Raw genomic sequence first — 23,540 nt, 5'->3', positions numbered from 1 at the left:
GACCGTGATCATCGACATCAACCGGGTGCTCGGCCCGATCCCGGCCGACGACGTGCCGAGCCGGGACGAGGCCGGGCTGGTCGCCGAGCTCGACCGGCTCGGCATCGACCTGGCCTGCACCGTCCACTCCCACGCGCTCTTCTACGATCCCGTCGCGGGCGCGCCTCCCCCGGCGTCGGGCCGGCTCGTGCACGTGCCCGTCCTGGTGCCGGGGCCGCTCGGCACCGGCCCGAGCACGGCGCGGCTGGTGCGGCTCTGCCCGGCCGAGCACCGCTTCGCCCTCACCGGGCCGCACGGCCTCGCCCTGGCGGGCGACCTGGCCGACCGGGGCACGACCGTGCTGCTCGGCTGGGAGTCGGCGGGCTTCGGCGAGATCCACCGTCTGGCGACGCTGCTCCCCCGGCTGCGCGTCGTGCTGGTCAACACCGGCTACCGCGCCCTGCGGGAACTGGCCGACCTCATGGACGCGCACCCGCGGATCGGCGTCGACACCGCGACGCTGAACGGGCACCAGAGCGTCGAGTGGCTGGCCCGCCGCCACGGCGCGCACCGCGTGTGGTTCGGCACGGGCGCGCCCGTGAGCGACGACGCCGGGCCGCGCTTCCAGCTGGACCACCTCGACCTGCCGGACGACGACGTCGCGCTGATCGCCGGCGGCAACGCCCGCACCCTGCTCGGGCTCCCCGGGGACTCCGCACCCCCGCGGGACGCCGCACGAACCGGGGGCCGCACATGAACGACCCGGCCTGGCACGGCAAGGTCATCGACGCGCACGGCCATCTCGGCGGCTGGTTCAACTTCGCCGTCGCCGACGCCTCGTCCGACGGGCTCGTGGCGGTGATGGACCGCTGCGGCGTCGCCACCATGTGCGTCTCCCACCTGCTCGGCGTCGGCCCGGACGCGCGCGCCGGCAACGAGCTGCTCCTCGCCGAGCTGGCACGGTGGCCCGGCCGGTTCCTCGGCTACGCCGTCCACGACCCGCACGACCCCGAAGGGCCCGCCCGGCTGCGCGACCTGCTCGCCCGGCCCGGGGTCGTCGGGGTGAAGCTCCATCCGGACACGCACGAGCACCCGCTCGACGGGCCCGGCTACGAGGCCGCGTTCGAGATCGCCGCCGCGCACGGCGCGATCGTGCTGTCGCACGGCCAGCACGGCTCGCCCTGGTCGGACCCGGAACGTTTCGCGACCGTCGCGGCGCGCCATCCGACGGTTCCGCTGCTGATGGGCCACGCCGGGCTCTGGCCGTCCGGTTTCGCCGCCGCCGCGGACGTCGCGGAACGGTGCCCGAACGTGGTGCTGGAGATCTGCGGCTCGCGCATGACGGCCCGGCATCTGGCGCGGCTGGTCGCGGTGGCCGGCGCCGACCGCATGGTGTTCGGCTCGGACGCGCTCTTCCTCGACCTGCGGGTCGGCCTCGGCCGGGTGGTGCTCGCGCCGCTCGACCCGGCCGACCGTGACCTGCTCCTCTTCGGCACGATGACCCGGCTCCTGGAGGGAACCCGATGACGCTGGCCCTCGACGGCGGCACCCCCGTCCGCACCTCCGGCTGGCCCGCCTGGCCGCCGCCCGCCACCCCCGAGCAGCGCGCGCTGCTGCTGGAGGTGCTGGACGGCGGCCAGTGGGGCGCGACGAGCGGCACCAAGGTCTCGGAGTTCGCGGCGGCGTTCGCCGGGTCCGTCGGCGCGCCGCACGGCGTCTGCGTCGTGAACGGCACCGTGGGACTGTTCCTGGCGCTGCGCGCCCTCGGCGTCGGCCCCGGGGACGAGGTCGTCGTGCCCGCCTACACGTTCGTCGCCAGCGCGACCTCGGTGGTGCTGGCGGGGGCGCGGCCGGTCCTCGCCGACGTCACCGCCGGCACGCTGCACCTCGATCCGGCCGCGGTGGAACGTGCCGTCACGCCGCGCACGAAGGCGATCATGCCGGTGCACCTGGCGGGCGCGCCCGCCGACATGGAGGGCCTCGCGGCGTTCGGCCTCCCGCTCGTCGAGGACGCGGCGCAGGCGCACGGCGCCTCCCGGCACGGGCGGCCCGCCGGGGCGCTCGGCGACGCCGCCTGCTTCAGCTTCCAGTCGAGCAAGGCGATGACGGCCGGTGAGGGCGGCATCGTGGTGACCGGCGACCCGGCGCTGCACGAGCGGCTCTGGTCGCTGCACAACGTGGGGCGGCGCCTCGACGGCGGCTGGTACGAACATCCGGAGATCGGCTGGAACCTGCGCATGACCGAGTTCCAGGCGGCCGTGCTCACGCCCCAGCTGGCGCTGCTGGACGGCCAGGTGCACGCCCGCGAGCGCGCCGCCGCGTTCCTGGCCAAGGAGCTGGAGGCGGTCGGCGGGCTGAGCCTGCTGCCGGGGCCGGACGGCACCACCCGGCACAGCCGCCATCTGGGCATCGTGCGGTACGACAGGGCCGCGTTCGGCGGGCGGTCCAAGGCCGCCTTCATCGCGGCGATGGCCGCCGAGGGCGTGCCGCTGGACGCCGGGTACCGCTCGCTGTCCCGGGAGGCCGCGCTGCGCCCGCACGCCGGTGAAACGTCGTGCCCGGTGGCCGAGGCCGCCGAGGACTCGGTCGTCTGGCTGCGGCAGAACCTCCTGATGGCGGACGAGGACGCGCTCGCCGACATCGTGTCCGCCGCAGCCAAGATCCGCCGCGAGTTCCGGTCTCAGCCGGAAATCACGTGACCGAAAGCCTCGATCGCCCGGAGCGTGTCCGCCTGCGACATTCCGGGCGGCTGGACGCGCAGCACGACGCCGTCGGCGCCCATCGCCGCGTAGTGCTCCAGCCGCTCCGCGCACTGCCCCGGCGAGCCGATGACGCTCCGGTCGGCGATCTCGTCCCACCCCTGGGCGTAGCGGCCCGCGTCCGCGGACGTGCGCTTCCAGCCCGTGTACGCGTCGTAGAGGCCGCGCAGCGGGCCCTCCAGCGTCTCCCTGGCCTGCTGCGAGGTCGGCGCGCAGTAGCCCTCGCGGCAGACGATGACGTCGGCGCCCAGCGTGCCCGGGCCGCGCTCGTACCCCAGGTACTCCTCGATCTTGGCGGGCAGGTCGGCGTCGAGCTCGTTGAACGAGGTCGTCCACCCGTCGCACATGCGCGCGGTGCGCTCCAGCACGGCCGGGACGCGGCCGCCGTTCCACAACCTCGGGCGCGGAGCCCGTACGGGGCGCGGAGCCAGGAAGGCCTCCTCGACCTGCGTGAACCTGCCCTTGAACGTGACCTCGTCCTCGGTCCAGAGCCGCGTGAGCAGCTCCAGGCACTCCTCGAACCGGGCCACCCGCTCCCGCTGCGCGACCCCGTACAGGGCGAACTCCTCGGGCCGGTAGCCGAGCACGAAGCCGGCCGTCAGCCGCCCGCCCGACAACACGTCGATGTGCGCGAGCGTCTCGGCCAGCACGACCGGGTGGTAGAGCGGCGCGACGATCCCGGCGGTGGCCAGCCCGATCCGCTCGGTGTGCGCGGCGAGCCATGTCAGCGACGTGAGGATCTCGTGGTAGCCGGGCCGGTGCAGATGGCGCTCGCCCAGCACGACCCATTCGAAGCCGGCCTGCTCGGCCAGCCGCGCCTGCTCGACGGCGTCGGCCAGGGACGGGCGGTCCGCCGCGTCGCCGTAGAGGTTGAGATAAAGGCCCAGGCGCATGGACGCGACCCTCCAGTCCTCGGTGGCATTGACATCCACCGACCACGGTACTTACGGTCTAGACCGTAAATCATTTGCTCCTTCATTGCGACCCCAACAGAGGAGTCAGGCCTTGAGCGTCGCCCTCCCCCGGCCCGGCGGACGTCCGTCCGCCACCGGCGACCCGATCACCGCGATCCGCACCCGGGTCGTGCGGGCCCGCTACCGCCGGCCGTTCCAGATCAGCAGCGGGGTCAGCACCGAACTGGTCAGCCTGGTCACCGAGGTGGAGACCGCGGACGGCGCGGTCGGCGTGGGCGAGACGTCGCCGATGACCGCCTACACCGGCGAGACGCTGGCGGGCGTCGCCGCCGCCATCGAGGAGCACCTGACGCCCACGCTCATCGGCCTCGACCCGCTCGACCGCGCCGGCGCGCACGTCGCGATGGACGCCGCCCTGCGCGGGCAGCACGTCGCCAAGGCGGCGCTCGACATCGCCCTGCACGACCTGGCAGGCCGCCTCGCCGGCTGGCCGGTGCACGCGCTGCTGGGCGGCCGGGTGCGCGACCGGGTGCAGATCGCCTGGGTGGTGGGCCTCGGCACGCTGGACGAGATGGCGGCGGAGGCGGCCGAGTACGCCGCGCGCGGGTTCCGGCACATCAAGGTCAAGGGCGGCCACGATCCCGAGCGCGACGTCCAGCTGATCCGGACGGTCCGCGCCGCGCTGCCCGCCGACGCCGAGCTCTGCCTGGACGCCAACGAGGGGTACGACCTGTCGGCGCTGCCGGCGCTGTCGCGGATGGCGGACGCGGGCCTGTCACTGCTGGAGCAGCCGCTGCCGCACTGGGACGTGGCGGGGCTGGCCCGGCTGCGCGAGCGCCTCGACGTCCGGGTGATGGTCGACGAGAGCATGCAGTCGCCGCAGGACGCGCTGGAGATCGTCCGGCGCGGCGCCGCCGACGTGCTCAACATCAAGATCCTCAAGGTGGGCGGGCTGCACCGCGCGCTGCAGATCGCGGCCATCGCCGACGCGGCCGGGCTGGCCGTCAAGATCGGCTCGATGCCCGAGCTCGGGGTCGCGACGCTGGCCGCGCTGCACCTGGCCGCCGCGCTGCCAGGCGCCACGGTGCCCGCCGACCTGGTGGGCCCGCTGCTGGTCGAGGCGGAGCCGCTGGCGCCCTCCGCGTTCGCCGATGCCGACGGCTGGGTGGACGTCCCGCTCACCCCCGGCCTCGGCCACGATCTCTGACCTCTCCGACCCTCTCCGACCCGAACGGAGGAACCGACGATGCACGACCTCGTCGACCGGCTGCGCGGCACGCTGCTGCCCGCCGTGGTGACCCCGATGGACGAGCGGGGCGTGGTCGCCTACGACGCGCTCGAGGCGTACGCGGCGCGGATCGCCGCCGGGCCCGTCGGCGGCCTGGCCGTCTGGGCGCACACCGGCCGCGGCCTCCATCTGTCCGACGACGACCGCGCCCGCGTCCTGTCGACCTGGCGGCAGGCCACGTCCGCGCCCATCGTGGCGGGCGTCGGCGTGCCGCGTTCGGCCGCCGCCGCGACGCTCGCCGAGGCCGCCGACGAGACGGTGGCGATGGCGGTCCGCGCGGCCGGGCTGGGCGCCGACGCGGTGATGGTCTACCCGCTGGCCGCGCTGGGCGGCGAGCCCGACGGCCACGCCCAGGCGGTCCGGCTCCACCAGCGGGTGGCGGCCGAGAGCGGGCTGCCGCTGGTGGGCTTCTACCTGCACGGCGAGGCGGGCGGCTATCCGTACCCGCCCGAGCTGATCCGCGACCTGCTGGCGCTGCCGGCGATGCTCGGCGTGAAGACCGCGACGCTCGACAGCGCGATCGGCTGCCAGGACGCGATCTGGGCGGGCCGCGGCACCGGCAAGCTGGCGATCACCGGCGAGGACCGGATGTTCGGCCCCTCGTTCATGTGGGGCGCCGACACCGCGCTCGTCGGCATCGCGGCGGCGCAGGTCGAGCTGAGCGCGCGGGTGCTGGACGCCTGGACCGCCCGCGACCACGCCCGGTTCGTCGAGGCGTCCGACCGGCTCGACCGGTTCGCGGCGGCGACGTTCTACGCGCCGATCGAGGGCTACGTGCAGCGGATGTTGTGGGCGGCCGTCTGGGAGGGCCTGCTCCCCGAGGCGGCGGCGCACGACCCGTACGGGCCCGCGCTGCCGCCGTCCGAACGCGACCTGGTGATCGGCTGCCTGAAGGAACTCCGCGCCGCCGCGGCGCTCTAGGCCGGCCGCGGATGGCCGGTCAGGTTCGGGCGGCGAGCGAACGGGCCGCGAGGAGCGCGGTGAGCACCTCGCGGCTCGTCTCCCACGGGACGGCCGGGACGCCCGCGTCCAGCCCGCCGAGGAAGGCGTCCAGAGTGCCCGCGTACCCGAAGTGCTCCTCCAGGGACGTCTCCGCCGCTCCGTCCATCGACAACCGCACGGTGTGCGTCTCCCCCGGGGTGTGCACGGCGGCCTCGTACCACTCCTCCTCGGTGGCGCCCAGCACCTCCACCACCCCGTACCGGCCGTCCGGCCAGCCGAGCCCGATGGTCCCGGTGTCCTCCGAAAGGGTCTCCGAGTGAACGTTCACCGCCCGCGTGGCCGAGCGGGCCGCCAGCCCGGGGCCGAGCAGGGCCGAGGCGAGGTCGACGCCGTGCAGGCCCATGGTGGCCAGCGTGCCGCCGCCCCGCAGCGGGTCGTCCAGCCAGCGGCGTCCGGGCGTGAGGTACGCGCCGATCGCGTGCCGGACGGTGACCCGGACGCCCAGCACCGGCAGGCCCTCCAGGCGCGCCGCGAGCCGGACGACGTCCGGCGCGAACCGGAGCACCGAGCACGTGGACACCGGCGCCGCCGGCCGATCGGCCCGCCGCCCGGCGATCTCGTCCAGCAGGCGCAGTTGCGGCCCCGTGGCGACGGCGGGCTTGGTGACGAAGACCGGGACGCCGGCCCCGGTCAGCCTCCGCACGACCCGCGGGACCGTGTCGGGCCGGCAGGTGACGATCGCGGCGTCCGGGCGGGCGGCGACGAGGTCGTCCAGCGCGGGGACGCGGCGGGCGCCGTGCTCGGCCGCGAAGGCGTCCGCCTCCGGCTCGCCGGACCAGACGACCAGGTCGGTGACGCCGCGGGCGCGCAGCAACCGGGCGTCGGTGCCCGGATGGAAGGCCGTCGCCAGCCCGGCGAACGCGATCCTCACGCGAGCCGGCCGTGCGCCCGCTGAACCGCCTCCGCGATCGTGTCCACGTCGCCGGCCGTGTAACCCTCGTTCCAGTGCAGGATGACCAGCGTGCGGCCGATCAGCCGCTCGGCCTCCGGGCAGAGCCCGGCCGGGTAGGCGCGGCCCTCCAGCGGGAAGCGCGCCGAGCCGTAGACGGGCGCCTCGGCGATCGCCGGGTTGGCGTACAGGGGCCGTTCGAGATAACCGGCGACGGCCGGTACGCCCTCGGCGGTGAGCGCCTCGGCCCAGGCGCGGTTGCCCGGCGTCGCGGGGACGGTGAACGGGAAGAGCCACCAGGCGTGCCCGGCCGGGTCGGGGAGGCCGATACCGGACAGCCCTTTCAGGGCTCCGAGCAGCTGTTCAGCGCGCTCGCGGCGCCGGGCGACCACCGCGGGCGCCTTGGCGAGCTGGGCCCTGGCCACGGCCGCGGCGAGCTCGGTCATCCGGTAGTTGAGGCCGAGCGAGAGGTGAAGGCGGCCGATCGTCCGGTCCCAGCCCTTGTCCATGAACAGCCGCATCCGGCGGGCGAGCTCGTCGTCGTCGGTGATGCTGAGACCACCGTCACCTGCGGTGATGTGCTTGTACTGCTGGAGGCTGAAGCAGGCGATGTCGCCCACGGTGCCCAGGAGCGCGCCGCCGGGCGTGGTCCCGAGCCACGCCTGGGCGCAGTCCTCGATGAGGATCAGGCCGTGCCGGTCGGCGACCGCGCGCAGCCCGGCGAGGTCGGCGGGGGCGCCGAAGAGGTGCACGGCCATGATCGCGCGGGTGCGCGGCGTGACCGCGGCCTCGACCGCGGCCGGGTCGAGGTTGCCGGTGGCCGGATCGACGTCCGCGAAGACAGGCACGCCGTTCTGCGCGAGGATCGGCGCGACGGTTCCGAAGTCGGAGATGGGGGTGGTGATGACCTCGTCGCCAGGGTCGAGGCGCACCGCCGCGACGGCCAGGTGCAGCGCGGCCGTGCCCGAGCTCGACGCGACCGCCGCGCGGCGGCCGTACAGCCCGGCCATCTCGGCTTCGAGGGCGCGCCCCTCGGTGCCGAACGTGCTGCACAACACGGCGCTGTCGAGGACGCGGAGCACCGCGGCGCGTTCCTCGGCCCCGATCGTCCGGCCGCCCGGTTCGAGCACGTCGGGAAACCGCCTGCCGCCCGTTCCCATACCTCTCCCTGCCGTCGCCATTACGGTCTTGTCCGGAAGTTACGGCACTGGGCCAAGGTCGGTCAAGGACGGCGGATCCCGGGCTGATATGCCCGTAGGATGGTGCACTACCCTCCTACTTGAGGACTGGACCTAAATACGAGGAGCACAGCGTGCCCGTCACCATCGGTGTCGTGGGTCCCGAGGACCTGGTCCACCGGGCCATCGCGGTGGGCGCCGAGGTGGGCGGCGCCACCCTGACCGGCCTCGCCTACCGGCACGAGAGCGAGGCCGTCGAGGTCGTCGCCGAGGCCCAGGAGGACGTCGACGCGTTGTTGTTCACCGGCGTCGTCCCGTACACCACCGCCACGGCGGCGGGGGTCGTCACACACCCGGCCATGTACGTCTCCTACGACGGCGCCACGCTGCTGCGCGCGCTGGTCGAGCTGCTGCGGCTGGGCCACGACGTGACCCGGATCTCGGTCGACACGCTCCGGCGCACCGAGGTGATGGAGACGCTCACCGAGGCCAAGCTGCCCACCGACCAGGTCCAGGTGCTGCCCTACAAGTCGGGCCTCACCTCCGAGGACATCGCCGCGTTCCACCGCACCGCGCGCGAACGCCACGACACCCGGGTCGCCATCACCTGCCTGGGCTCGGCCTACCACGTGCTCGAGCCCGAGATGCACACCGTGCGGCTGGCCCCGTCGCGCTTCTCGATCCGGTCCACGCTGCAGGCGCTCGTACTGACCACGGTCGGGCAGCAGGTCGGCGACGCCCAGGTCGCGCTCGGGCTGATCGAGCTGCCCGGCCCGGACGACACCCTGGCGGCCGACGTGGTGACGCTGGGCGGCAGCCTGGCGCCGCTGCCCGACGGACGCCACCTGGTCGTGACCACGCGCGGCCTGCTGGAGCAGGCCACCGAGCAGTTCACCCGGCTGCCGCTGCTCGACCGGCTCGCCACCCGGCATCCGAGCGTGCACATCGGCTTCGGCGTCGGCCGGACGGCGGCCGAGGCCGAGTCGCTGGCCAAGCGGGCCATCGGCCGGGCCTCGTCGGTCGGCACGTCGGCGGGCGTGGTGGCGATGGCCGACGACGTCGACATCGTGATCGAGCCGGGCGGCGGCGACGAGCCCCCGGCCGAGCGCGGCGCCGAGAGCCTGCCGCTGCTGGCCCGCCGGGTCGGCCTCAACGCGCAGACGCTCGCCCGGCTGCGCGAGCTGGTCACCGACCGGCCGGACGGCCTGACGGCGCACGACGTCGCCGAGCATCTGGTCGTCCAGCAGCGCACCGCGCGGCGGGTGCTCAAGCGGCTCGAACGGGCCGGGATAGCCGCGCCGATCGGCAGCCAGCAGCAGGGCCGCACCGGCCGGCCGCCCACCGTCTACCGCGTGCGCCTCTGACCGGGCGGGCGACCGGCCCGGGACGAGCGAGCGGAGACGAGCGAACGGAGTGGCCATGATCGGCCAGGCGAAAACGGCGGAGGCGCCGGACACCCCGGAGGCGCCTGATACAGCGGAGGGCGGCCGTGACGCGCGCCGCGTCTATCTCGGCACCTACACCGACGCCGGCGGGCTCGGCATCGTCAGCGCACGCGCGGACGGGTCGGGCGCCCTGACCGTCGAGGACGCGCTCGGAGCCGTCCCGCGCCCGTCGTGGCTGGCCGCCGCTCCCGGCGGCCGCCTGCTGTACGCGGCGAGCGAGGTCGAGGACGGCCAGGTCGCCGCGCTGGCGATCGGCGACGACGGCTCGCTGCGCGAGCTGGGGCGGCAGTCCGCGCACGGTGACTCCCCCGCGCACCTCTCCCTTCATCCCGGCGGCCGTTTCCTGCTCAGCGCGAGCTTCTTCGGCGGCAACCTCGCCGTGCACCCGATCGGGCCGGACGGGGCGCCGCTCCCGGCGTCCGACGTCGTCCGGCACACCGGGTCCGGGCCGCACCCCGACCAGGCGTCGCCGCACCCCCACCAGATCCTCACCGACCCGTGGGGCCGGTACGTGCTCGTCGCCGACCTCGGCACCGACACCGTGCACACCTACCGGCTCGACCTGGGCAGCGGGCGGCTGCGGCCGCGTTCCCGGGCCAGGCTGCGCCCGGGTGCCGGGCCCCGGCATCTCGCGTTCCACCCGGACGGCCGGACGTTCTACGTCGCCGCCGAGCTCGACTCCACCGTCACCGTCTGCTCCTACGACCCGCACTCGGGACGGGTGCGCCCCGGCCAGGTCGTCCCGACGGTCCCCGCCGGCACCACGGGCGCCAACCACCCCGGCGAGATCCTGGTGTCGCCCGACGGCCGCCACGTCTTCTGCACCAACCGCGGTCACGACAGCGTCGCGGTGTTCACCACGAGCGCGGGCGGCCGGGCGCTGAGCCTGACCGGGACGGTGCCGTGCGGTGGCACGTGGCCGAGGCACATGGAGTTCGCCGACGGCGGACGGCTCCTCTATGTCGCCAACCAGATGTCGGGCACCGTGGCCGCCTTCCGCGTCGAGGGCGCCCGCCTCACCCCGGCCGGCGCACCGCTGGTCACTCCCTCCCCCGTCTGCGTCCGGCCCCGCTTCTGAGGCCGCGAGCCCTTATCCCGTAGGGCCTGCGCGCGGCTAGCCCGTACGCTGAGTGGTTCCGCGAACTCTCCTCATCCGGCGCCGATGATGACATGCTCGGTCCTGCGGAGTGATGGGACTCGGACTCGTCGTCCTATCGACTCCGCGCCATGGACCGACGGGAGTGTGGTGCCGGCATGGGGCATCCCGGCGATGACGCGCTGCTGCACCAGCGGGTGGTCAGCGGAGACGAGAGCGCGCTCGCGGAGCTTTACGACAGGCTCGCGCCGCTCGTCTTCGGCTTGTGCGTCCGCGTCACCCGAGACCGGGCGATCGCCGAGGACCTGACCCAGGAGGTGTTCCTGACCTTCTGGGAACGTCCGCTGGCGTTCGACCCGGCACGCGGCACGCTGCGCGCGTGGCTGGCCACGATCGCGCACCGCCGGTCGGTCGACCACGTCCGGGGCGAGGAGCGCAAGAAGGCGTCGCAGCTGGGCCCGCGGCTGTTCGAACGCGAGCCCGACCCGGTCGAGGACACCGTCCTGGACGCCGAGGACTCGGTGCGGGTGCGCGAGGCGGTGCGGAGCCTGCCCACCGAGCAGCGTGAGGCGCTCGAGATGGCCTACTGGGGCGGGCGCACCTACAGGCAGGTGGCCGAATCGCTCGGCCTCCCAGAAGGTACGGTGAAATCACGCATACGGCAGGCACTGCGGCAGCTCGCGGGGATGCTGGCAGAGGAGGGGGTGCGATGAATCCGGTGGAACGGCTCTACCTGGACGCGCTCGAAGAGGCCACGGGACGGGACGAGGTCCCTCCCCCGGCCCCGCTCCTCGGCGTCGCGCGGGCCCGCCGCCGTCCGGCGACGGCGACCGTCGCGTGGGCGGCGCCCTACGCCGGCCGGGTCGCGGCCATGGACGCGGTGCTCGCCTCCGCCTCCGCCGGCGACTGGGCCTCCACCGTCGTCGAGGGCTGGACGTTGCAGCAGCTCGTCGCGCACCTGACCGCCAAGGACGGGCTCGTCGCCGACGACGTGGGCGCGCCGGTGCTGGGCCCGCCGATGTGCGGCCGTGACGCGCTGGAACGTACCGCCGAGATGCAGGCCTACGAGGACGCCCGGACGCCCGAGGAGACCCGGGAGACCTGGCGCGAGCAGGCCGAGGTGTTGTGCCGGCACCTGACCCGGGTCGCACCCGACACGCCCTCCTCGCCCGACGGCCTTCCCGTCCCGGTGCGCGACGCCATGCTGGGGCGGAGCCTGGAGACCTGGGTGCACTCCGACGACGCGGCCCGCACCGCGGAGCTCAGGCTGCCGCCGCCGGTCGCCGGGCACCTGCACCCGATGGCCGACCTGTGCGCCCGCCTGCTGCCCTGGACGATGCTCGCGACCGGCGCGGACGCCGGCGGGCGGACCGTCCGGGTCACGCTGACCGGGCCGGGCGGCGGCACCTGGCTGGTGCCGCTGAGCGTCGACGACCCGCGCAGGGTGCGCGAGGACGCGCCGGGCGACGCCCAGGCGCACATCGTCACCGACGTGGTCGATTTCTGCTTCCTGCTCGGTGGCCGCGGCGCGCCCGAGACGCTGCCCGCCGAGATCGAGGGCGACGCCGGTCTGGCGCGCGAGGTGCTCGTCGCCGCGCCCGCCTTCTCCGGCCCCTGACGGTCACAACCAGTCGCGGCGCTTGAAGACGAAGTAGAGGATGCCGCAGGTCACGCCCATCAGCAGCAGGGCGAACGGATAGCCGAACGCCCAGTGCGCCTCGGGCATGTGGTCGAAGTTCATCCCGTAGATCGTGCCGATGAGGGTGGGCGCGAACAGGATGGCCGCCCACGCGGAGATCTTCTTGACCTCCTCGTTCTGCGCGTTGCTGGACTCGGCCAGGTGCTTCATCTCCTCGTTCTGCGCCTGCCCGACCAGCGTGGCGTTGACGGTGAGGATGTCCTGGAGGTTCTGCCGGAAGCCGTCCACCCGTTCCATCACGGTGGTGGCGTGGTCGGCCACGTCGCGCAGGTGGCGGCGCAGCTCGTCGTCGACCCCGTACTTGTCGAACCCGGCCGACAGCGCGCCGAGGATCGGCGACAGCGGCCGGGTCGCCCGCTGGAACTCGATCACCTCGCGGGAGAGCTCGTAGATGCGGCGGGACACCCTCGGGTCGCCCCGGAAGACCTCGGTCTCGATCTCGTCGATGTCGTTCTGCAGCCCGGCGACGACCGGCGCGTACTCGTCCACCACCGCGTCCAGGATCGCGTAGAGCACCGCCTCCGGGCCGCTGGACAGCAGCTCGGGCGTCTCCTCCAGCCGTTTGCGCACCACCGCGAGGTCGGGCGACTCGCTGTGCCGGACGGTCAGGACGAAGTCCTTGCCGATGAAGATGTGCAGCTCGCCGAAGTCGACCTCTTCCAGGTCGTCGAGGTAGCGGGCGGCCCGCAGCACGACGAACAACGTCTCGCCGTACCGTTCCAGCTTGGGCCGCTGGTGCGCGACGATCGCGTCCTCGACCGCGAGCTCGTGCAGCCCGAACTCCTCGGCCAGCGACAGCAGCTGCTCCTCGGCCGGCCGGTAGAGCCCGATCCACGCCATGCCGCCCGGGGTCTCGCGGAGGCACTGGTAGGTGTCGGCCAGGCTCGCGGGCGAGGCGCTGCGGACGCCGTCGACGTAGACGGCCGCGTCGACGACGCTGTCGTGGGTCTCCTCGTGCTCGAACCCGCCGGGCCGCGGGTCCATCGACCGCTCCGGCGCGGCGTCCTTGGACGGCCGCTCTCCCCTGCGAATCCTCACAGGGGGAGATCTACCCACCCCCGGCGCTCACTCCCCGGCCGCGTCGGCCAAGGTCAGAAGTTGTCGTCGGTGTGGGGGGCCAGCGGGACCTCCAGGGCGGCGTGCAGGCGCTGGGCGGCGCCGGGGGTGTGCTCGGTGACCTGCCCGGCGCGGACGAGCCTGCGCACGTCGAGGCCGCCCAGGTAGACCGCTCCGAGCTCGGCGACGCCCACGGTCAGGTCGGGGTCGTCGCCGGTGCGCTCGCAGCGCGGCGCGGCGCCGGTCGTCAGCCGCCAGCGGCCGTCGTTGGCGGGCAGCCTGGTGTCGCTGACCTCGATGACCAGGCTGTCTCCGGCAGCCCAGCCCCGCGCCTCCAGCGCGGCCGGCAGATCGATCAGCCGTACCCACAGCGCGCCCCGGTCGCCCTTGAGCTCGACCTGGTCGGGGTCGGCGGCCAGCAGCGGCAGCAGGTCGTCGACCGGCCTGCTGCCGGCCTGGATCCTGCCGGTCAGGTCGATCGACGCCAGGAACCGCCACAAGGCGGCCTCGACCTCGGCGGTGTCGGCCGTCAGCTCGTCGAGCCGCACCACCGCGCCCGCGTCGTCGCCCTTGGTCCGGTAGACGGCGTAGCCGCCCGGCTCGCCGTCCATGACCACGATCCGCGGCTCGGTCGCGCCCTCGTCGTGCTCGTCCACGCGCGGCAGGATCGCCTTGTCCCACCATTCCGGGTCGCGGACGAGGCCGCCGGGACGCCTCCGGAGCATGCGCTCGTGGATCGGCCCGAGCACCTCGGGCGCCCGGTCGCGCTCGACGAGGCGCAGCGGCCGCGGGTCGGGCTCCACCTTGAACGCCATCGGGCGCGAGGTGTCGACCTCCACGGTGAGGGCGCGGTCGGCCTGCCCGAACCCGTAGCGGCCGTAGATCTGCGCCTGCGACGCCCACAACGCCGCCACCGGGCGGCCCGCCGCGACCGCGTCCGCGTGCATACGTTCGATCATGGCGGTCAGCACGCCGCGGCGCCGGTGCGTGGGCAGCACGCCCACCATCGTGATCGCCGAGCAGCCGAGCAGCGCGCCCGGGACCGCCAGCCGCATCGGCAGCGCCACCAGCTGCCCGGCCAGGACGTCGCCGTCGTAGGCGCCGATCCGCTCACCGCGCCGCGGCAGCCAGAGGGTGCGCTCCCGGTCGTCGTCATCGGTGCGGTGGTGGAACACCAGGTCGGCCAGGTCGAGGACGTGCCCGAGACCGGATTCCGGCACCTCCCGGATCTCAAGATCACTCATAGCCTCCACGGTAAGCGGGACGCCCCCGGGAGAAGCAACCGGTTTTCCCTCTGACCTGGTCAAACGCAACCAAAGTAAGACGACAGGAACCACCCGGTCAGGGCGGGCGTCCTTTCTTCGGTGGACGAGAACGAGCTGAACGAGGCGGAACGGGCGTTGTGGCGCGCGTTCCCGGCCGGCGAGAAGGTCGATCTGGACGGCGCCGAGGTCCGCGGCGAGGTGCTCACGCGGCTCCTGCTGGGGGCGGTGCCGCCGCGCCCGGGGTTCTCGCCCGGGATCTGGCTGCGCGGCGCGCGCGTCACCGGGCGGCTGCGGGTGAAGGGCGCGACCGTCGAGGCCGGGGTGCACTGCTCGGAGTGCGAGTTCGAGGAGAAGGCCGAGTTCGTCGACTCCACGCTGCGCATCCTGCGGATCGAACGGTGCCGGCTGCCCGCCCTGGTGTGCTCGCGGCTCCAGCTGAACGGCCTGCTCAGCCTCGAGGGGACCGAGATCGGGGGCGGGCTCTGGCTGGACGGGGCGCGCGTCGGCGGGCCGCTGCTGATGAACCGCATGCGCCTCGGCCCGGTCCTGGCGGACAAGATGACCGTCGAGGGGCGGCTCGACGCCCGTGACATGACGGTCGAGGGCGAGTTCCGGGCGCACAACGCGCACGTGGGCGCCAGCCTGGTTCTGGCGGGCTCGCGGTTCCGCAACCCCGGCGGGGTCGCGTTGAGCCTGGGCGGCCTGGCGGCCGAGGGCGGGGTCTGGGCCTGGGACGGCTTCGCGGCGGAGGGCACCATCCGGCTCGTCGGCGCCAGGCTCGCCGCCAACCTGACGATGGCGGGCGCCCGCCTCGACTGTCCGGACGGCACGGCGCTGGACCTCAGCGGGGCGTCGCTCGGCAGCCTGCGCGCGGAAAACCTCGACGTGCGGGCCGGAGAGGTCACCCTGCACGGGACGACGATCGCGGGCATCGCCGACCTCGACGGCGCGTCGCTGCCCGACGGCCTGATGCTGGACGCCACGTCCGCCAACTCGCTCAACCTCCGCGAAGTGCGGGCGGGCGCCGAGGTCGTGATACGGGCGTGCCGGATCGAGAACCGGCTGATGCTGACCCGGATGAGGGTGCGCAACCCGGGTGGCGTCGCCGTCGGCCTGTCCCGGACCGAGGTCGGCTCGTTCGTCTACGCCAGGGGGCTCGACCTGGAGGGCTCGCTGCGGCTGCGGCGGCTGCGCGTCGGCGGGTTCCTCGACCTGGCCGACGTCCGGATCTCGGCCTCGGGCGGCACCGCGTTCGACGCGCACGCGCTGCAGGCCGACGAGCTCACCCTGACGCCCGCGGCGCCCTTCGACGGCAGCGTGATCTTCTCGCACGCGCAGATCGGCGTGCTGCGGGACGATCCGGCGACGTGGCCGGACGAGCTGGTGCTGACCGGCCTGCGGTACGAGGCGCTGGAGCCGAGACTGCCGGCGGGCGAGCGGCTGCGGTGGCTGGCGCGCGGTCCCGAGGGGTACGAGTCGCAGCCGTACGAGCAGCTCGCCACGCACTACGCCGAGACCGGGCAGAACGCCGACGCGCGCAAGGTGCTGCATGCCAAGGAGCGGCACCGGCAGAGCTCCGAGACTCGGGTGATCCGGGCGTGGAGCCGGTTGCAGGACGTCACGACGGGCTACGGCTACCAGCCCTGGCGGGCGTTGTTGTGGCTGGGCGTGCTGCTGACGCTCGGCGGCGTGGTGTACGGGCTGGAGCCGCCGGCGCCGCTCAAGCGGGACGAGGCGCCGCACTTCAACCCGGTCGTCTACACGCTGGACCTGCTGATCCCGATCGTCGACCTCGGGCAGGAGCGCGCGTTCAACCCGGCCGGGGCCTACCAGTGGCTCTCCTACCTCCTGGTCGCGGCGGGCTGGGTGCTCGCCACGACCGTCGCGGCCGGTGCCGCGCGCGTCGTCAGCCGCCGGTGAACGCGTAGTCGTCCAGCGGGAACTCGCGGCTGCGGCGGCGGGCGGCGACGACCGAGGAGGGGCGCTGCCAGGGCGCGTCGCCGTGCTCGTCGAAGTAGTAGCTGTTGGCGCTCGCGCAGTCCCCGTTGAGGAACACGGTGCCCGGCATCCGCCGGCCGACCCAGCTCATGTAGCGGTCGTGCGCCTGCCGCCGCACCTCGGCGCGGGTGGCGCCGCGCCGCCGGGCCTCGGTGATGACGCGCGTCGCGTGCCGGATCTGCGCGTCGATCATCTGGAACCAGGAGAGCCCGATGTTGCCGTACGGGCCGGGCACCAGGAACAGGCTGGGGAAGCCCGGCACCGAGGCGCCCTCGTAGGACTGCCGCCGGTGCTGCTTCCAGTGCGCGGTCAGCTCGACGCCGTCGCGCCCCACGATGGGGAACGAGATGTCGAAGACCTTGAAGCCGGTCGCGAGGACGAGGGTGTCGATCTCGCGCTCGCGGCCGTCCGCGGTGCGCACCCCGGTCGCGGTGATCCGGTCGATGCCGTCGGTGACCAGGTCGACGTCGCCGCGGTTGAAGGTGCGCCAGTAGTCGTTGGAGAACGAGGGCCGCTTGCAGCCGAAGCCGTAGCGGGGCGTGAGCCGCTCGCGGACCTCCGGGTCCTTCACCTGGCGCTTGAGGTGCCGCAGGCACCGGCGTTCGACCGCCGTGACCAGCGGCCGCGCCCGCCGGTGATGGACGACACCGGTGACGATGATCTCGACCGCGCCGGTGGTGACCCAGCGCGTCGCCTTCTGCGTGACGGGCACCCGCCGGAAGAGCTCCTGGACGGCGCGCGGCAGCCGCGGGTCGAACTTGGGGAAGACCCAGATCGGGGTGCGCTGGTAGACGTCCAGCCGTTCGACCCGGTCCGCGATCTCCGGGATGAGCTGGAGCGCGGTGGCGCCGGTGCCGATGACCGCGACGCGCCGGCCGGTGAGGTCGTGGTCGTGGTCCCAGCGGGCGGTGTGGATCGTGTGGCCGGTGAAGTCGCCCAGGCCGTCGATCTCGGGGAAGCTCGGCGTGGTGAGCGCGCCCTGGCAGGACAGCAGGTACCGCCCGGTCACCTCGGTGCCGCCGTCGAGCGTGACGCGCCACAGGTCGGCGGCCTCGTCGTAGCGGGCGGCCGTCACGTGGCTGCCGAGCCGGACGTGCGGCGTGATCCCGTACTTGCGCACGCAGTGGTCGGCGTAGTCCTTGATCTCGGGGCCCTTGGCGTACAGCCGCGACCACGTCGGCCGCGGCTCGAACGCGAACGAGTACGTGGGCGAGGGGATGTCGACCGACAACCCGGGATAGGTGTTGTCGCGCCAGGTGCCGCCGATGTCGTCGGCCCGTTCCAGCAGCACGAAGTCGTGCACGCCGGCGCGCTTGAGCGCGATGCCCGCGCCGATCCCGGCGAAGCCCGCGCCCACGATGACCACCTCGTGGTCGGGGGCCGGGCGGGACCGTTCGGTCTCGGTGGTCTCCGAGGTCTCCGTCATGGGCTACGCCTCCTGGGGTCGATCGCGCCACCGCAATTCTACACAGTGTCCAATAGTCGCGGAATGTGGCGTTCGCCATGCACCACCGCCAGACTGGGCAATCCCGGCGAAGCCTATGAAAGGACACGGCACTGAACAGGGTGACACTGCGCTCGGTGCGCGACGAGAACGGCACCCGCCACCTCTCGGCGCGTCTCACCGACGACGGCGACCTGGTGATCGAAGGACATGACCTGGGCCGCGGCGTCGAGTCCTTCGGTCCCGGTCTCAGGGAGTACGAGTGGGTGTGGACGGTCCGCGCCGAGCACGTCCCCAAGCTGGCGGAGGTGCTGGAGGCCGGGCCCGGCGAGGCCATCCTCGCCGTCCTCCAGCGCACCTGCTCCGGCGACGACGCGAGCCGCCTCAGCGCCCTGCTGGGCCGCGGCAAGCCCGTCCCCGCCGAACGCTGGTCCCGCCTCGGCGACTAACCCGGCGCGACCGGCTTGGTGTAGCGGTGGGCCGGGACGGTGATGGGGCCGTCCGGGCCGGGGGCGTGGTGGTCGAAGGGGCCCTCGTCGGTCCAGCCCTGGCGCTGGTAGAAGCGGCGGGCGCGGGCGTTGCCGCCGACGACGGCGAGCCAGGCGCGGGGGTGGCCCTTGGCGGCGACGAGGCGTTCGCCCGCGTCGAGCAGCGCGGTGGCCACGCCGGAGCCGCGGTGCGCCGGGGAGACGTAGACCTGCTCGAGCTCGTCGTCCACGACCATGACGAAGCCGGCGACCTCGCCGGCGACGACGGCGACGAGGGTGTCGTCGTCCATGCGCTCGGCGGCGCGTTCGGAGAAGGACTCCGGGGTGCGGGCGGTGATCAGCTCGTCCGGCACGTTGCCCAGGTGGCCGTCGCGCCAGCCTGCCAGCCAGATCCGGGCCACGGCCGCGGCGTCACCCGGCCGGGCGGTACGAAGATCCACGGCATCAGGATAGTGGGCGGGCCTCGTCGGCGGTGAGCGCACGGCCCGCCTGGAGCGCGGTGCCGACCGAGTCGCGCAGCATCGTCCCGGCGAGCAGCGCGTCGTCGGCCAGGCGGCCGAGCTCGTCGCGGGCCAGGTCGTGGCCGACGGTACGGGCGAGCAGGTCGCGGTAGCGCGCGTTCTGCTCCGGCAGTTCCTTGACCACCTGCCACTCGTGGTACGCGTCGTCGGCCTCCCGGGCCCGGCGGGCGTAGGTCTCCAGGGTCTCGATGCGCTCGGTGATCGCGTCTACGGAGAGCCGCAGGGCGCGGTGTTGCGGTTCGAGCAGCGCGCGGACCTCGGGGCTGAGCCGTTCGGGCTGCTGGCGCCGGCGTTCGCGGCGCAGCCGGGTGTGCTCGGCGAGCGCCCAGGCGATCTCCCATTCCTGCCGCGGGAGCACGACCGCGTTGTTGACGTCGTCGAGCAGGCCCTCGCGGTGCGCGGTGGAGCCGAGCACGGCGTCGATCGCGCCCTGGGCGCGGACGAGCAGCTGGGCGGCGGGCCGGTCGAAGTCGGCGGGCAGCAGGTAGCGGCCGTGGTGCTCGCGGGCCGCGCGGCCCGAGGCGGGCTCGCGCAGATGGCGGACGGCGCCCACGGTCCAGCCGGTGAAGCCCGCGGCGGCGAGCAGCAACGCCGGCCCCTCCTGGCCGACGAAGAGCAGCGACATCTGCACGGCGGGCACGATCAGCATGGCGAGCATGGCGGTGCGCCCCCACTGGAACACCCGGTCGAACACGGTGTCGTCGTCGAGCGCGGAGCCGAAGAACACCCGGATCCAGCCACCCGGCAGCACGCCGTAGAAGAAGGCGAACACCGGGATCCAGGCGATCCGGGCGAGGATCGTCGGCAGCCCCGGCCGGGGCCGCGGCGGCCGCGGCAGCTTCGCCGCCACCAGCCGGTCGGGGTCGGCGGCCATGAGCGCGCGGTCGCCGGCGGGCACGACCGGGTCGAAGACGGGCCGGGGACGGGGGCGGCTGACGTCGGTCATGGACTCTCCCGCGCGAGGGGAACCGTTACCTCATAGTGGGCTCATCCGGCGCGGCCCACCAGTCCCGCCACGGGCGGTGTGGGCAGGCCCTGGTTGCGCGCGGTACGAGATCCGGGGTCGAGTGATCTCATGACGGCCTCCCTCGCGGTGATCTTCGCCGGCATCCTGCACGCGATCTGGAACGCCATCGCCAAGGGCGGGGCCGACCGGTGGGCCTCGTTCGCGCTGATCGGCGTCGGCCAGTCGCTGGTGATCCTGCCGCTGGTGCCCTTCGTCGCCCCGCCCGCGCCCGCCGCCTGGCCCTGGCTGATCGCCTCGTTGCTGGTGCACCTGGCCTACCTGGGCCTGCTGCTGAAGTCGTACGGGCTGGGCGACTTCAGCCAGGTCTACCCGCTGGCCCGCGGCAGCGCGCCGCTGCTGGTGACGCTGGTCGCGGCGGTGGCGCTGGGCGAACGGCCGTCCTGGACGCAGCTCGCGGGCGTGCTCGCGGTGTGCGGCGGGCTGGCCGTGCTGGCCCTGGCCGGTGCCCGCGAGGTGGACGACCGGGCGGTCGCCGCCGCGCTGCTCACCGGCGTCTCGATCGCCGCCTACACGATCCTGGACGGCATCGGCGTCCGCGACGCCGGCGGCGCGGCGTCGTACATCGTCTGGCTGTTCGCCCTGGAGGCGCCCCTCACGGTCGTGCTCATCTACGCGATCCGCGGCCGGGCTTCGCTGCTGGAACGGCTCGACCGGCGGCAGTGCGCGCTGGGCCTGGGCGGCGGCCTGATCGCGATGGCCGCCTACGGGATCGTGCTCTGGGCGCAGACGCGCGGCACGATGGCCTCGGTGGCGGCGCTGCGCGAGACCGGCGTGATCTCGGGCGCGATCATCGGCGCGGTGTTCTTCGCCGAACGGATGGGAGTCCGCCGCGTCGCCGCCGCCTGCGTGGTGGCCGCCGGGGTCGTGCTGATCACCGCCCACTAGCCCGCCGGACGGCCGCGGCCACCTCGGGCGCGGTCGCGTGCGGCAGCGTCGCGGCCAGGTGGGCGTCGGGCCGGACGATCCAGGCCTCGCCGGGCCCGGGCAGTCCCGGGTGGCCCGCCCGGCCGAGCTCGTCGGCGTGCAGCACGCCGACCGGCGCGGCGGTGGCCGACCTGGCGGCGGCGGCCAGCTTGCCGTCCGCGGTGGGCAGCAGCAGGGTGATGCCGTCGCGCAGGCGTTCGCGCAGGCGTTCGCGGGGGCCTTCTCGGAGGTGGGCGCCGCCGAGGGGCATGTCCTGGACGATGACGCCGGGCGCGGGCGGCTGGAGGGCCCCCTTGGGAGGGCGCCCGGTGATCGGCCGGGTCGGCTCGGGCGTGGTCAGCGGCGACCCGGCGTACCAGTAGGGCTCGGCGAAGCGCCCCGAGTCGACGTCGCCCACCGCCGCGGGGTCGGCGGCCGCGCGGGCCAGCGCGGCGCGGCGGCGGTCGTGTTCGGCGGCGGTCCGCGGCACCAGGAAGCGCATGGTGGCGGCGGTGACGTCGAGGTTCTCGCGGGCGGCGGCGTGGCGTTCGAGGTGATAGGTCTCCAGCAGGCTCTCGGGCGCCCAGCCGCGCGCGACGAACGCGATCTTCCAGGCGGCGTTCTCGGCGTCCGGCACGCCCGAGTTGAGCCCGCGGGCGCCGAACGGCGCGTAGAGGTGGGCGCAGTCGCCCGCCAGCAGCACGCGGCCGGCCCGCATGCGGTCGGCGACGCGCGAGTGGAACCGGTAGACCGACGCCCACGCCACCTCGTACGGGCGGTCGCCGATGATCTGGCGGATGCGCCGGTCGAGGCCGCCGTTCGCGCGTTCCTCGTCGAGCGAGAAGCCGGGCGGCACCTGCCAGTCGATCCGGTACGAGGAGTCCGGGCAGGGGTGGATCAGCACCTGGCGTCCGGGGTTCCACGGCGGGTCGAAGTAGAAGCGGCGTTCGTGCTCCCACCCCGCCAGGTCGGCGCGCAGGTCGACGATGAGGAAACGGTCGTCGAAGCTCTCGCCGGGAAAGCCGACCCCCAGCGCCGAGCGCAGGACGTCGGACCGGGCGCCCGAGCACGCCACCGCGTACGAGGCCCGGACCTCCTCCCCCGCCGCGCAGCGCACCGTCACGCCGCCGCCGTCCTGGACCAGCCCGGCGGCCTCGTGGCCGCGCCGCACCTCGATCAGGTCGGAGCGGGCCGCGACCCGTTCGGCCAGGATCTCCTCGGTGCGGGTCTGCGAGATGTTGACGCACGGCGGCAGCGTCTCGGCGGCGGCGAACGTCCAGGAGAACAGCTCGGCGTCGCGGTGGTAGGTGCGGGCCGTCGTCCAGGCGAGGCCCTCCCCCGCGACGGCGTGCGCGCCCACCGACGCCCAGATGTCGAGGACGTCGCGCTGCTGGCAGATCGACCGCGAGCCCTCGGGCGAACGTTCCCGCTCCCGTTCGAGGACGACCACGGGCAGCCCCCAGCGGGCGAGCAGCAGCGCCGCCGTCAGGCCGACCGGACCGGCGCCGATGACGGCGACCGGATCCATCGCGGGCACCGGGTCGAGCGAAGGCACCGGGCCGATCGGGGGCACCGGTCAGTCCTGGAGCTCGGACCACACCTGGCGGTCGCGTTCGGCGGTCCAGACGCGCGGCCGTTCGACGCCGTCCAGCTCGTCCCAGAGCCGGGACACGTCGAACGGGAGGCAGTGCTCGAAGATCGGCCAGCGGCCGTAGGAGGGGGCGAGCGCGGCGTGCACGGCCCCGAAGGCGTCCTTGAGCGCGCCGCCGCGCTCGCGGACGGCCGAGACCTCGCGGATCATCACGTCGAGGAAGTCGCGGGTCTGGGCGACGGCCGCCCTCACCTCGGCGCGGCCGTGCGCGACGGCGCCGCGCCCGCCGACGAGGGTCTCGGCCGGGAAGCCCGCCAGGTGGTCGAGCGTGCCGGACGCCCACTCGCGGTGGAACGCGTCGCCGGTGTAGAGCGCCGCCTGCGTCTCCACCAGGTCGCCGGCGAACAGCACGCGCTGCCGGGGCAGCCAGGCGACGATGTCGCCCTCGGTGTGGCCGCGCCCGCAGTAGGCGAGGTCAAGCTCGCCGCGGTCGCCGCCGAGGTCGATCGACAGGGTCCGCGAGAACGTCATGGTCGGCCAGGTGAGCCCGGGGATGGTCTCGGGCTCCTTGAAGAGCCGGGGCATCCGGCCGAACTCCGACTCCCAGTCCTGCTTGCCGCGTTCGGCGATGAGCGCGCGCGTGCGGTCGTGCGCGATGATCGCCGTGGCGCCGAACGCGCTCGCGCCGAGGGTGCGGACCGCGTGGTAGTGCGACAGGACGAGGTAGCGGATCGGCTTGTCGGTGCGGCCGCGCAGCACGGCCAGCCAGTCGCGGGCGGCGGCCGGGGTGGCGAGCGCCTCGAAACAGACGACGAAGTCCTCCCCCTCGACCGCGCCCACGTTAGGGTCTCCCTCGGCGGTCAGGGCGTACACCCCGTCGGCCAGGACCTCCAGTGTCTGCGTCTTTCCGGTGAGGTCGGCAGAGGACGCGAACGGCCTGGGCATCGTCGCCCCTTCGCTCGGTGGATCGGGACACCGCGGGCGCGGGTGGTGGCCCC

Annotated in this window: 22 protein-coding genes; 12 read left to right on the top strand and 10 right to left on the bottom strand. The window is 74.3% G+C overall.

The annotated features are described in order from the left end of the window. Nucleotides 1-4 precede the first annotated feature (4 nt). The 3 genes from ABZ810_RS20440 to ABZ810_RS20430 are packed head-to-tail and all read left to right on the top strand — an operon-like array spanning nt 5 to nt 2,678. Nucleotides 5-736 (top strand): amidohydrolase family protein, encoded by a 732-nt coding sequence (locus ABZ810_RS20440; protein ID WP_358405112.1) that lies wholly within the window; start codon nt 5-7, stop codon nt 734-736. Beyond that, a complete protein-coding gene (locus ABZ810_RS20435) occupies nt 733-1,506 on the top strand; it encodes an amidohydrolase family protein (RefSeq protein WP_358405111.1) in 774 nt (257 codons plus the stop codon). The genes ABZ810_RS20440 and ABZ810_RS20435 overlap by 4 nt, the downstream gene beginning before the upstream one ends. After that, on the top strand, nt 1,503-2,678 hold the full coding sequence (locus ABZ810_RS20430; RefSeq protein ID WP_358405109.1) for a DegT/DnrJ/EryC1/StrS family aminotransferase: 1,176 nt from the start codon (nt 1,503-1,505) through the stop codon (nt 2,676-2,678). The genes ABZ810_RS20435 and ABZ810_RS20430 overlap by 4 nt, the downstream gene beginning before the upstream one ends. Here ABZ810_RS20430 and ABZ810_RS20425 read toward each other — a convergent pair. Next, nucleotides 2,660-3,631 carry an LLM class flavin-dependent oxidoreductase gene (locus ABZ810_RS20425; protein ID WP_358405108.1) on the bottom strand — a complete coding sequence of 324 codons (972 nt, stop codon included), beginning with the start codon at nt 3,629-3,631 and terminating at the stop codon, nt 2,660-2,662. The genes ABZ810_RS20430 and ABZ810_RS20425 overlap by 19 nt on opposite strands. A 112-nt stretch (nt 3,632-3,743) precedes the next feature. On the opposite strand from ABZ810_RS20425, the gene ABZ810_RS20420 reads away from it, so the two are divergent. Together ABZ810_RS20420 and ABZ810_RS20415 are read left to right on the top strand one after the other, a co-directional pair. Beyond that, nucleotides 3,744-4,859 carry an enolase C-terminal domain-like protein gene (locus ABZ810_RS20420; protein WP_358405106.1) on the top strand — a complete coding sequence of 372 codons (1,116 nt, stop codon included), beginning with the start codon at nt 3,744-3,746 and terminating at the stop codon, nt 4,857-4,859. 39 nt (nt 4,860-4,898) lie between these two features. Further along, on the top strand, nt 4,899-5,861 hold the full coding sequence (locus ABZ810_RS20415) for a dihydrodipicolinate synthase family protein (RefSeq protein WP_358405105.1): 963 nt from the start codon (nt 4,899-4,901) through the stop codon (nt 5,859-5,861). A 19-nt stretch (nt 5,862-5,880) separates the two neighbouring features. Here ABZ810_RS20415 and ABZ810_RS20410 read toward each other — a convergent pair whose 3' ends face one another. Both ABZ810_RS20410 and ABZ810_RS20405 read right to left on the bottom strand, forming a co-directional pair. Continuing rightward, complete coding sequence (locus ABZ810_RS20410; RefSeq protein WP_358405102.1) at nt 5,881-6,813, bottom strand: Gfo/Idh/MocA family oxidoreductase; 933 nt, start codon at nt 6,811-6,813, stop codon at nt 5,881-5,883. Beyond that, nucleotides 6,810-7,991 (bottom strand): DegT/DnrJ/EryC1/StrS family aminotransferase, encoded by a 1,182-nt coding sequence (locus ABZ810_RS20405; protein ID WP_358405100.1) that lies wholly within the window; start codon nt 7,989-7,991, stop codon nt 6,810-6,812. Before ABZ810_RS20405 ends, ABZ810_RS20410 begins: the two co-directional genes overlap by 4 nt. A 152-nt stretch (nt 7,992-8,143) precedes the next feature. On the opposite strand from ABZ810_RS20405, the gene ABZ810_RS20400 reads away from it, so the two are divergent. From ABZ810_RS20400 to ABZ810_RS20385, 4 genes are all read left to right on the top strand, one after another. Next, entirely contained in the window at nt 8,144-9,373 is a 1,230-nt protein-coding gene (locus ABZ810_RS20400) for a hypothetical protein (RefSeq protein ID WP_358405098.1), read from the top strand. A gap of 55 nt (nt 9,374-9,428) precedes the next feature. Beyond that, nucleotides 9,429-10,532 carry a lactonase family protein gene (locus ABZ810_RS20395; RefSeq protein WP_358405097.1) on the top strand — a complete coding sequence of 368 codons (1,104 nt, stop codon included), beginning with the start codon at nt 9,429-9,431 and terminating at the stop codon, nt 10,530-10,532. Between the two features lie 176 nt (nt 10,533-10,708). Continuing rightward, nucleotides 10,709-11,263 carry a sigma-70 family RNA polymerase sigma factor gene (locus ABZ810_RS20390; protein ID WP_358405095.1) on the top strand — a complete coding sequence of 185 codons (555 nt, stop codon included), beginning with the start codon at nt 10,709-10,711 and terminating at the stop codon, nt 11,261-11,263. Then, on the top strand, nt 11,260-12,168 hold the full coding sequence (locus ABZ810_RS20385; protein ID WP_358405093.1) for a maleylpyruvate isomerase family mycothiol-dependent enzyme: 909 nt from the start codon (nt 11,260-11,262) through the stop codon (nt 12,166-12,168). Before ABZ810_RS20390 ends, ABZ810_RS20385 begins: the two co-directional genes overlap by 4 nt. A gap of 3 nt (nt 12,169-12,171) precedes the next feature. Here the strand turns inward: ABZ810_RS20385 and ABZ810_RS20380 are convergent, their stop codons facing one another. Next, nucleotides 12,172-13,287: a magnesium and cobalt transport protein CorA gene (locus ABZ810_RS20380; protein WP_358405091.1), complete on the bottom strand. Its 1,116-nt coding sequence runs from the start codon at nt 13,285-13,287 to the stop codon at nt 12,172-12,174. 53 nt (nt 13,288-13,340) lie between these two features. Then, nucleotides 13,341-14,549 (bottom strand): GNAT family N-acetyltransferase, encoded by a 1,209-nt coding sequence (locus ABZ810_RS20375; RefSeq protein WP_358405089.1) that lies wholly within the window; start codon nt 14,547-14,549, stop codon nt 13,341-13,343. A gap of 120 nt (nt 14,550-14,669) precedes the next feature. Here ABZ810_RS20375 and ABZ810_RS20370 point away from each other — a divergent pair, with 120 nt between their 5' ends. Beyond that, the gene (locus ABZ810_RS20370) at nt 14,670-16,490 is read left to right on the top strand and encodes a hypothetical protein (protein WP_358405088.1); all 1,821 of its coding nucleotides are present in this window, start codon (nt 14,670-14,672) and stop codon (nt 16,488-16,490) included. Here the strand turns inward: ABZ810_RS20370 and ABZ810_RS20365 are convergent. Continuing rightward, entirely contained in the window at nt 16,477-17,994 is a 1,518-nt protein-coding gene (locus tag ABZ810_RS20365; protein WP_358405085.1) for an NAD(P)/FAD-dependent oxidoreductase, read from the bottom strand. The genes ABZ810_RS20370 and ABZ810_RS20365 overlap by 14 nt on opposite strands. A 155-nt stretch (nt 17,995-18,149) precedes the next feature. On the opposite strand from ABZ810_RS20365, the gene ABZ810_RS20360 reads away from it, so the two are divergent. Next, nucleotides 18,150-18,461 (top strand): hypothetical protein, encoded by a 312-nt coding sequence (locus ABZ810_RS20360; protein ID WP_358405084.1) that lies wholly within the window; start codon nt 18,150-18,152, stop codon nt 18,459-18,461. Here the strand turns inward: ABZ810_RS20360 and ABZ810_RS20355 are convergent. Together ABZ810_RS20355 and ABZ810_RS20350 are read right to left on the bottom strand one after the other, a co-directional pair. Beyond that, entirely contained in the window at nt 18,458-18,940 is a 483-nt protein-coding gene (locus tag ABZ810_RS20355) for a GNAT family N-acetyltransferase (protein WP_358405082.1), read from the bottom strand. The two genes, ABZ810_RS20360 and ABZ810_RS20355, sit on opposite strands and share 4 nt — an antisense overlap. Before the next feature lie 4 nt (nt 18,941-18,944). Beyond that, nucleotides 18,945-19,967 carry a hypothetical protein gene (locus tag ABZ810_RS20350; protein WP_358405081.1) on the bottom strand — a complete coding sequence of 341 codons (1,023 nt, stop codon included), beginning with the start codon at nt 19,965-19,967 and terminating at the stop codon, nt 18,945-18,947. 129 nt (nt 19,968-20,096) lie between these two features. Between ABZ810_RS20350 and ABZ810_RS20345 the strand changes: the two genes are divergently transcribed. Next, a complete protein-coding gene (locus tag ABZ810_RS20345; protein ID WP_358405079.1) occupies nt 20,097-20,933 on the top strand; it encodes a DMT family transporter in 837 nt (278 codons plus the stop codon). Here ABZ810_RS20345 and ABZ810_RS20340 read toward each other — a convergent pair. Both ABZ810_RS20340 and ABZ810_RS20335 read right to left on the bottom strand, forming a co-directional pair. Next, nucleotides 20,920-22,524 carry an FAD-dependent monooxygenase gene (locus ABZ810_RS20340; protein WP_358405077.1) on the bottom strand — a complete coding sequence of 535 codons (1,605 nt, stop codon included), beginning with the start codon at nt 22,522-22,524 and terminating at the stop codon, nt 20,920-20,922. The genes ABZ810_RS20345 and ABZ810_RS20340 overlap by 14 nt on opposite strands. A gap of 3 nt (nt 22,525-22,527) precedes the next feature. Next, a complete protein-coding gene (locus tag ABZ810_RS20335) occupies nt 22,528-23,487 on the bottom strand; it encodes an MBL fold metallo-hydrolase (RefSeq protein ID WP_358405074.1) in 960 nt (319 codons plus the stop codon). Nucleotides 23,488-23,540 lie beyond the last annotated feature (53 nt).

It is taken from the genome of Spirillospora sp. NPDC047279 (assembly GCF_040643285.1).
In the GTDB taxonomy this organism is placed as follows: domain Bacteria; phylum Actinomycetota; class Actinomycetes; order Streptosporangiales; family Streptosporangiaceae; genus Spirillospora.
The sequence above is the reverse complement of the archived record's forward strand: the minus strand, read 5'-3'. Positions and strand labels throughout refer to the sequence as shown.

Coding starts and splice junctions, on each gene's coding strand:
- ABZ810_RS20415 (WP_358405105.1), top strand. CDS start 4,899: ATGCACGACCTCGTCGACCGGCTGCGCGGCACGCTGCTGCCCGCCGTG.
- ABZ810_RS20335 (WP_358405074.1), bottom strand. CDS start 23,487: ATGCCCAGGCCGTTCGCGTCCTCTGCCGACCTCACCGGAAAGACGCAG.
- ABZ810_RS20345 (WP_358405079.1), top strand. CDS start 20,097: ATGACGGCCTCCCTCGCGGTGATCTTCGCCGGCATCCTGCACGCGATC.
- ABZ810_RS20365 (WP_358405085.1), bottom strand. CDS start 17,994: ATGACGGAGACCTCGGAGACCACCGAGACCGAACGGTCCCGCCCGGCC.
- ABZ810_RS20405 (WP_358405100.1), bottom strand. CDS start 7,991: ATGGGAACGGGCGGCAGGCGGTTTCCCGACGTGCTCGAACCGGGCGGC.
- ABZ810_RS20430 (WP_358405109.1), top strand. CDS start 1,503: ATGACGCTGGCCCTCGACGGCGGCACCCCCGTCCGCACCTCCGGCTGG.
- ABZ810_RS20375 (WP_358405089.1), bottom strand. CDS start 14,549: ATGAGTGATCTTGAGATCCGGGAGGTGCCGGAATCCGGTCTCGGGCAC.
- ABZ810_RS20395 (WP_358405097.1), top strand. CDS start 9,429: ATGATCGGCCAGGCGAAAACGGCGGAGGCGCCGGACACCCCGGAGGCG.
- ABZ810_RS20390 (WP_358405095.1), top strand. CDS start 10,709: ATGGGGCATCCCGGCGATGACGCGCTGCTGCACCAGCGGGTGGTCAGC.
- ABZ810_RS20435 (WP_358405111.1), top strand. CDS start 733: ATGAACGACCCGGCCTGGCACGGCAAGGTCATCGACGCGCACGGCCAT.
- ABZ810_RS20350 (WP_358405081.1), bottom strand. CDS start 19,967: ATGACCGACGTCAGCCGCCCCCGTCCCCGGCCCGTCTTCGACCCGGTC.
- ABZ810_RS20385 (WP_358405093.1), top strand. CDS start 11,260: ATGAATCCGGTGGAACGGCTCTACCTGGACGCGCTCGAAGAGGCCACG.
- ABZ810_RS20425 (WP_358405108.1), bottom strand. CDS start 3,631: ATGCGCCTGGGCCTTTATCTCAACCTCTACGGCGACGCGGCGGACCGC.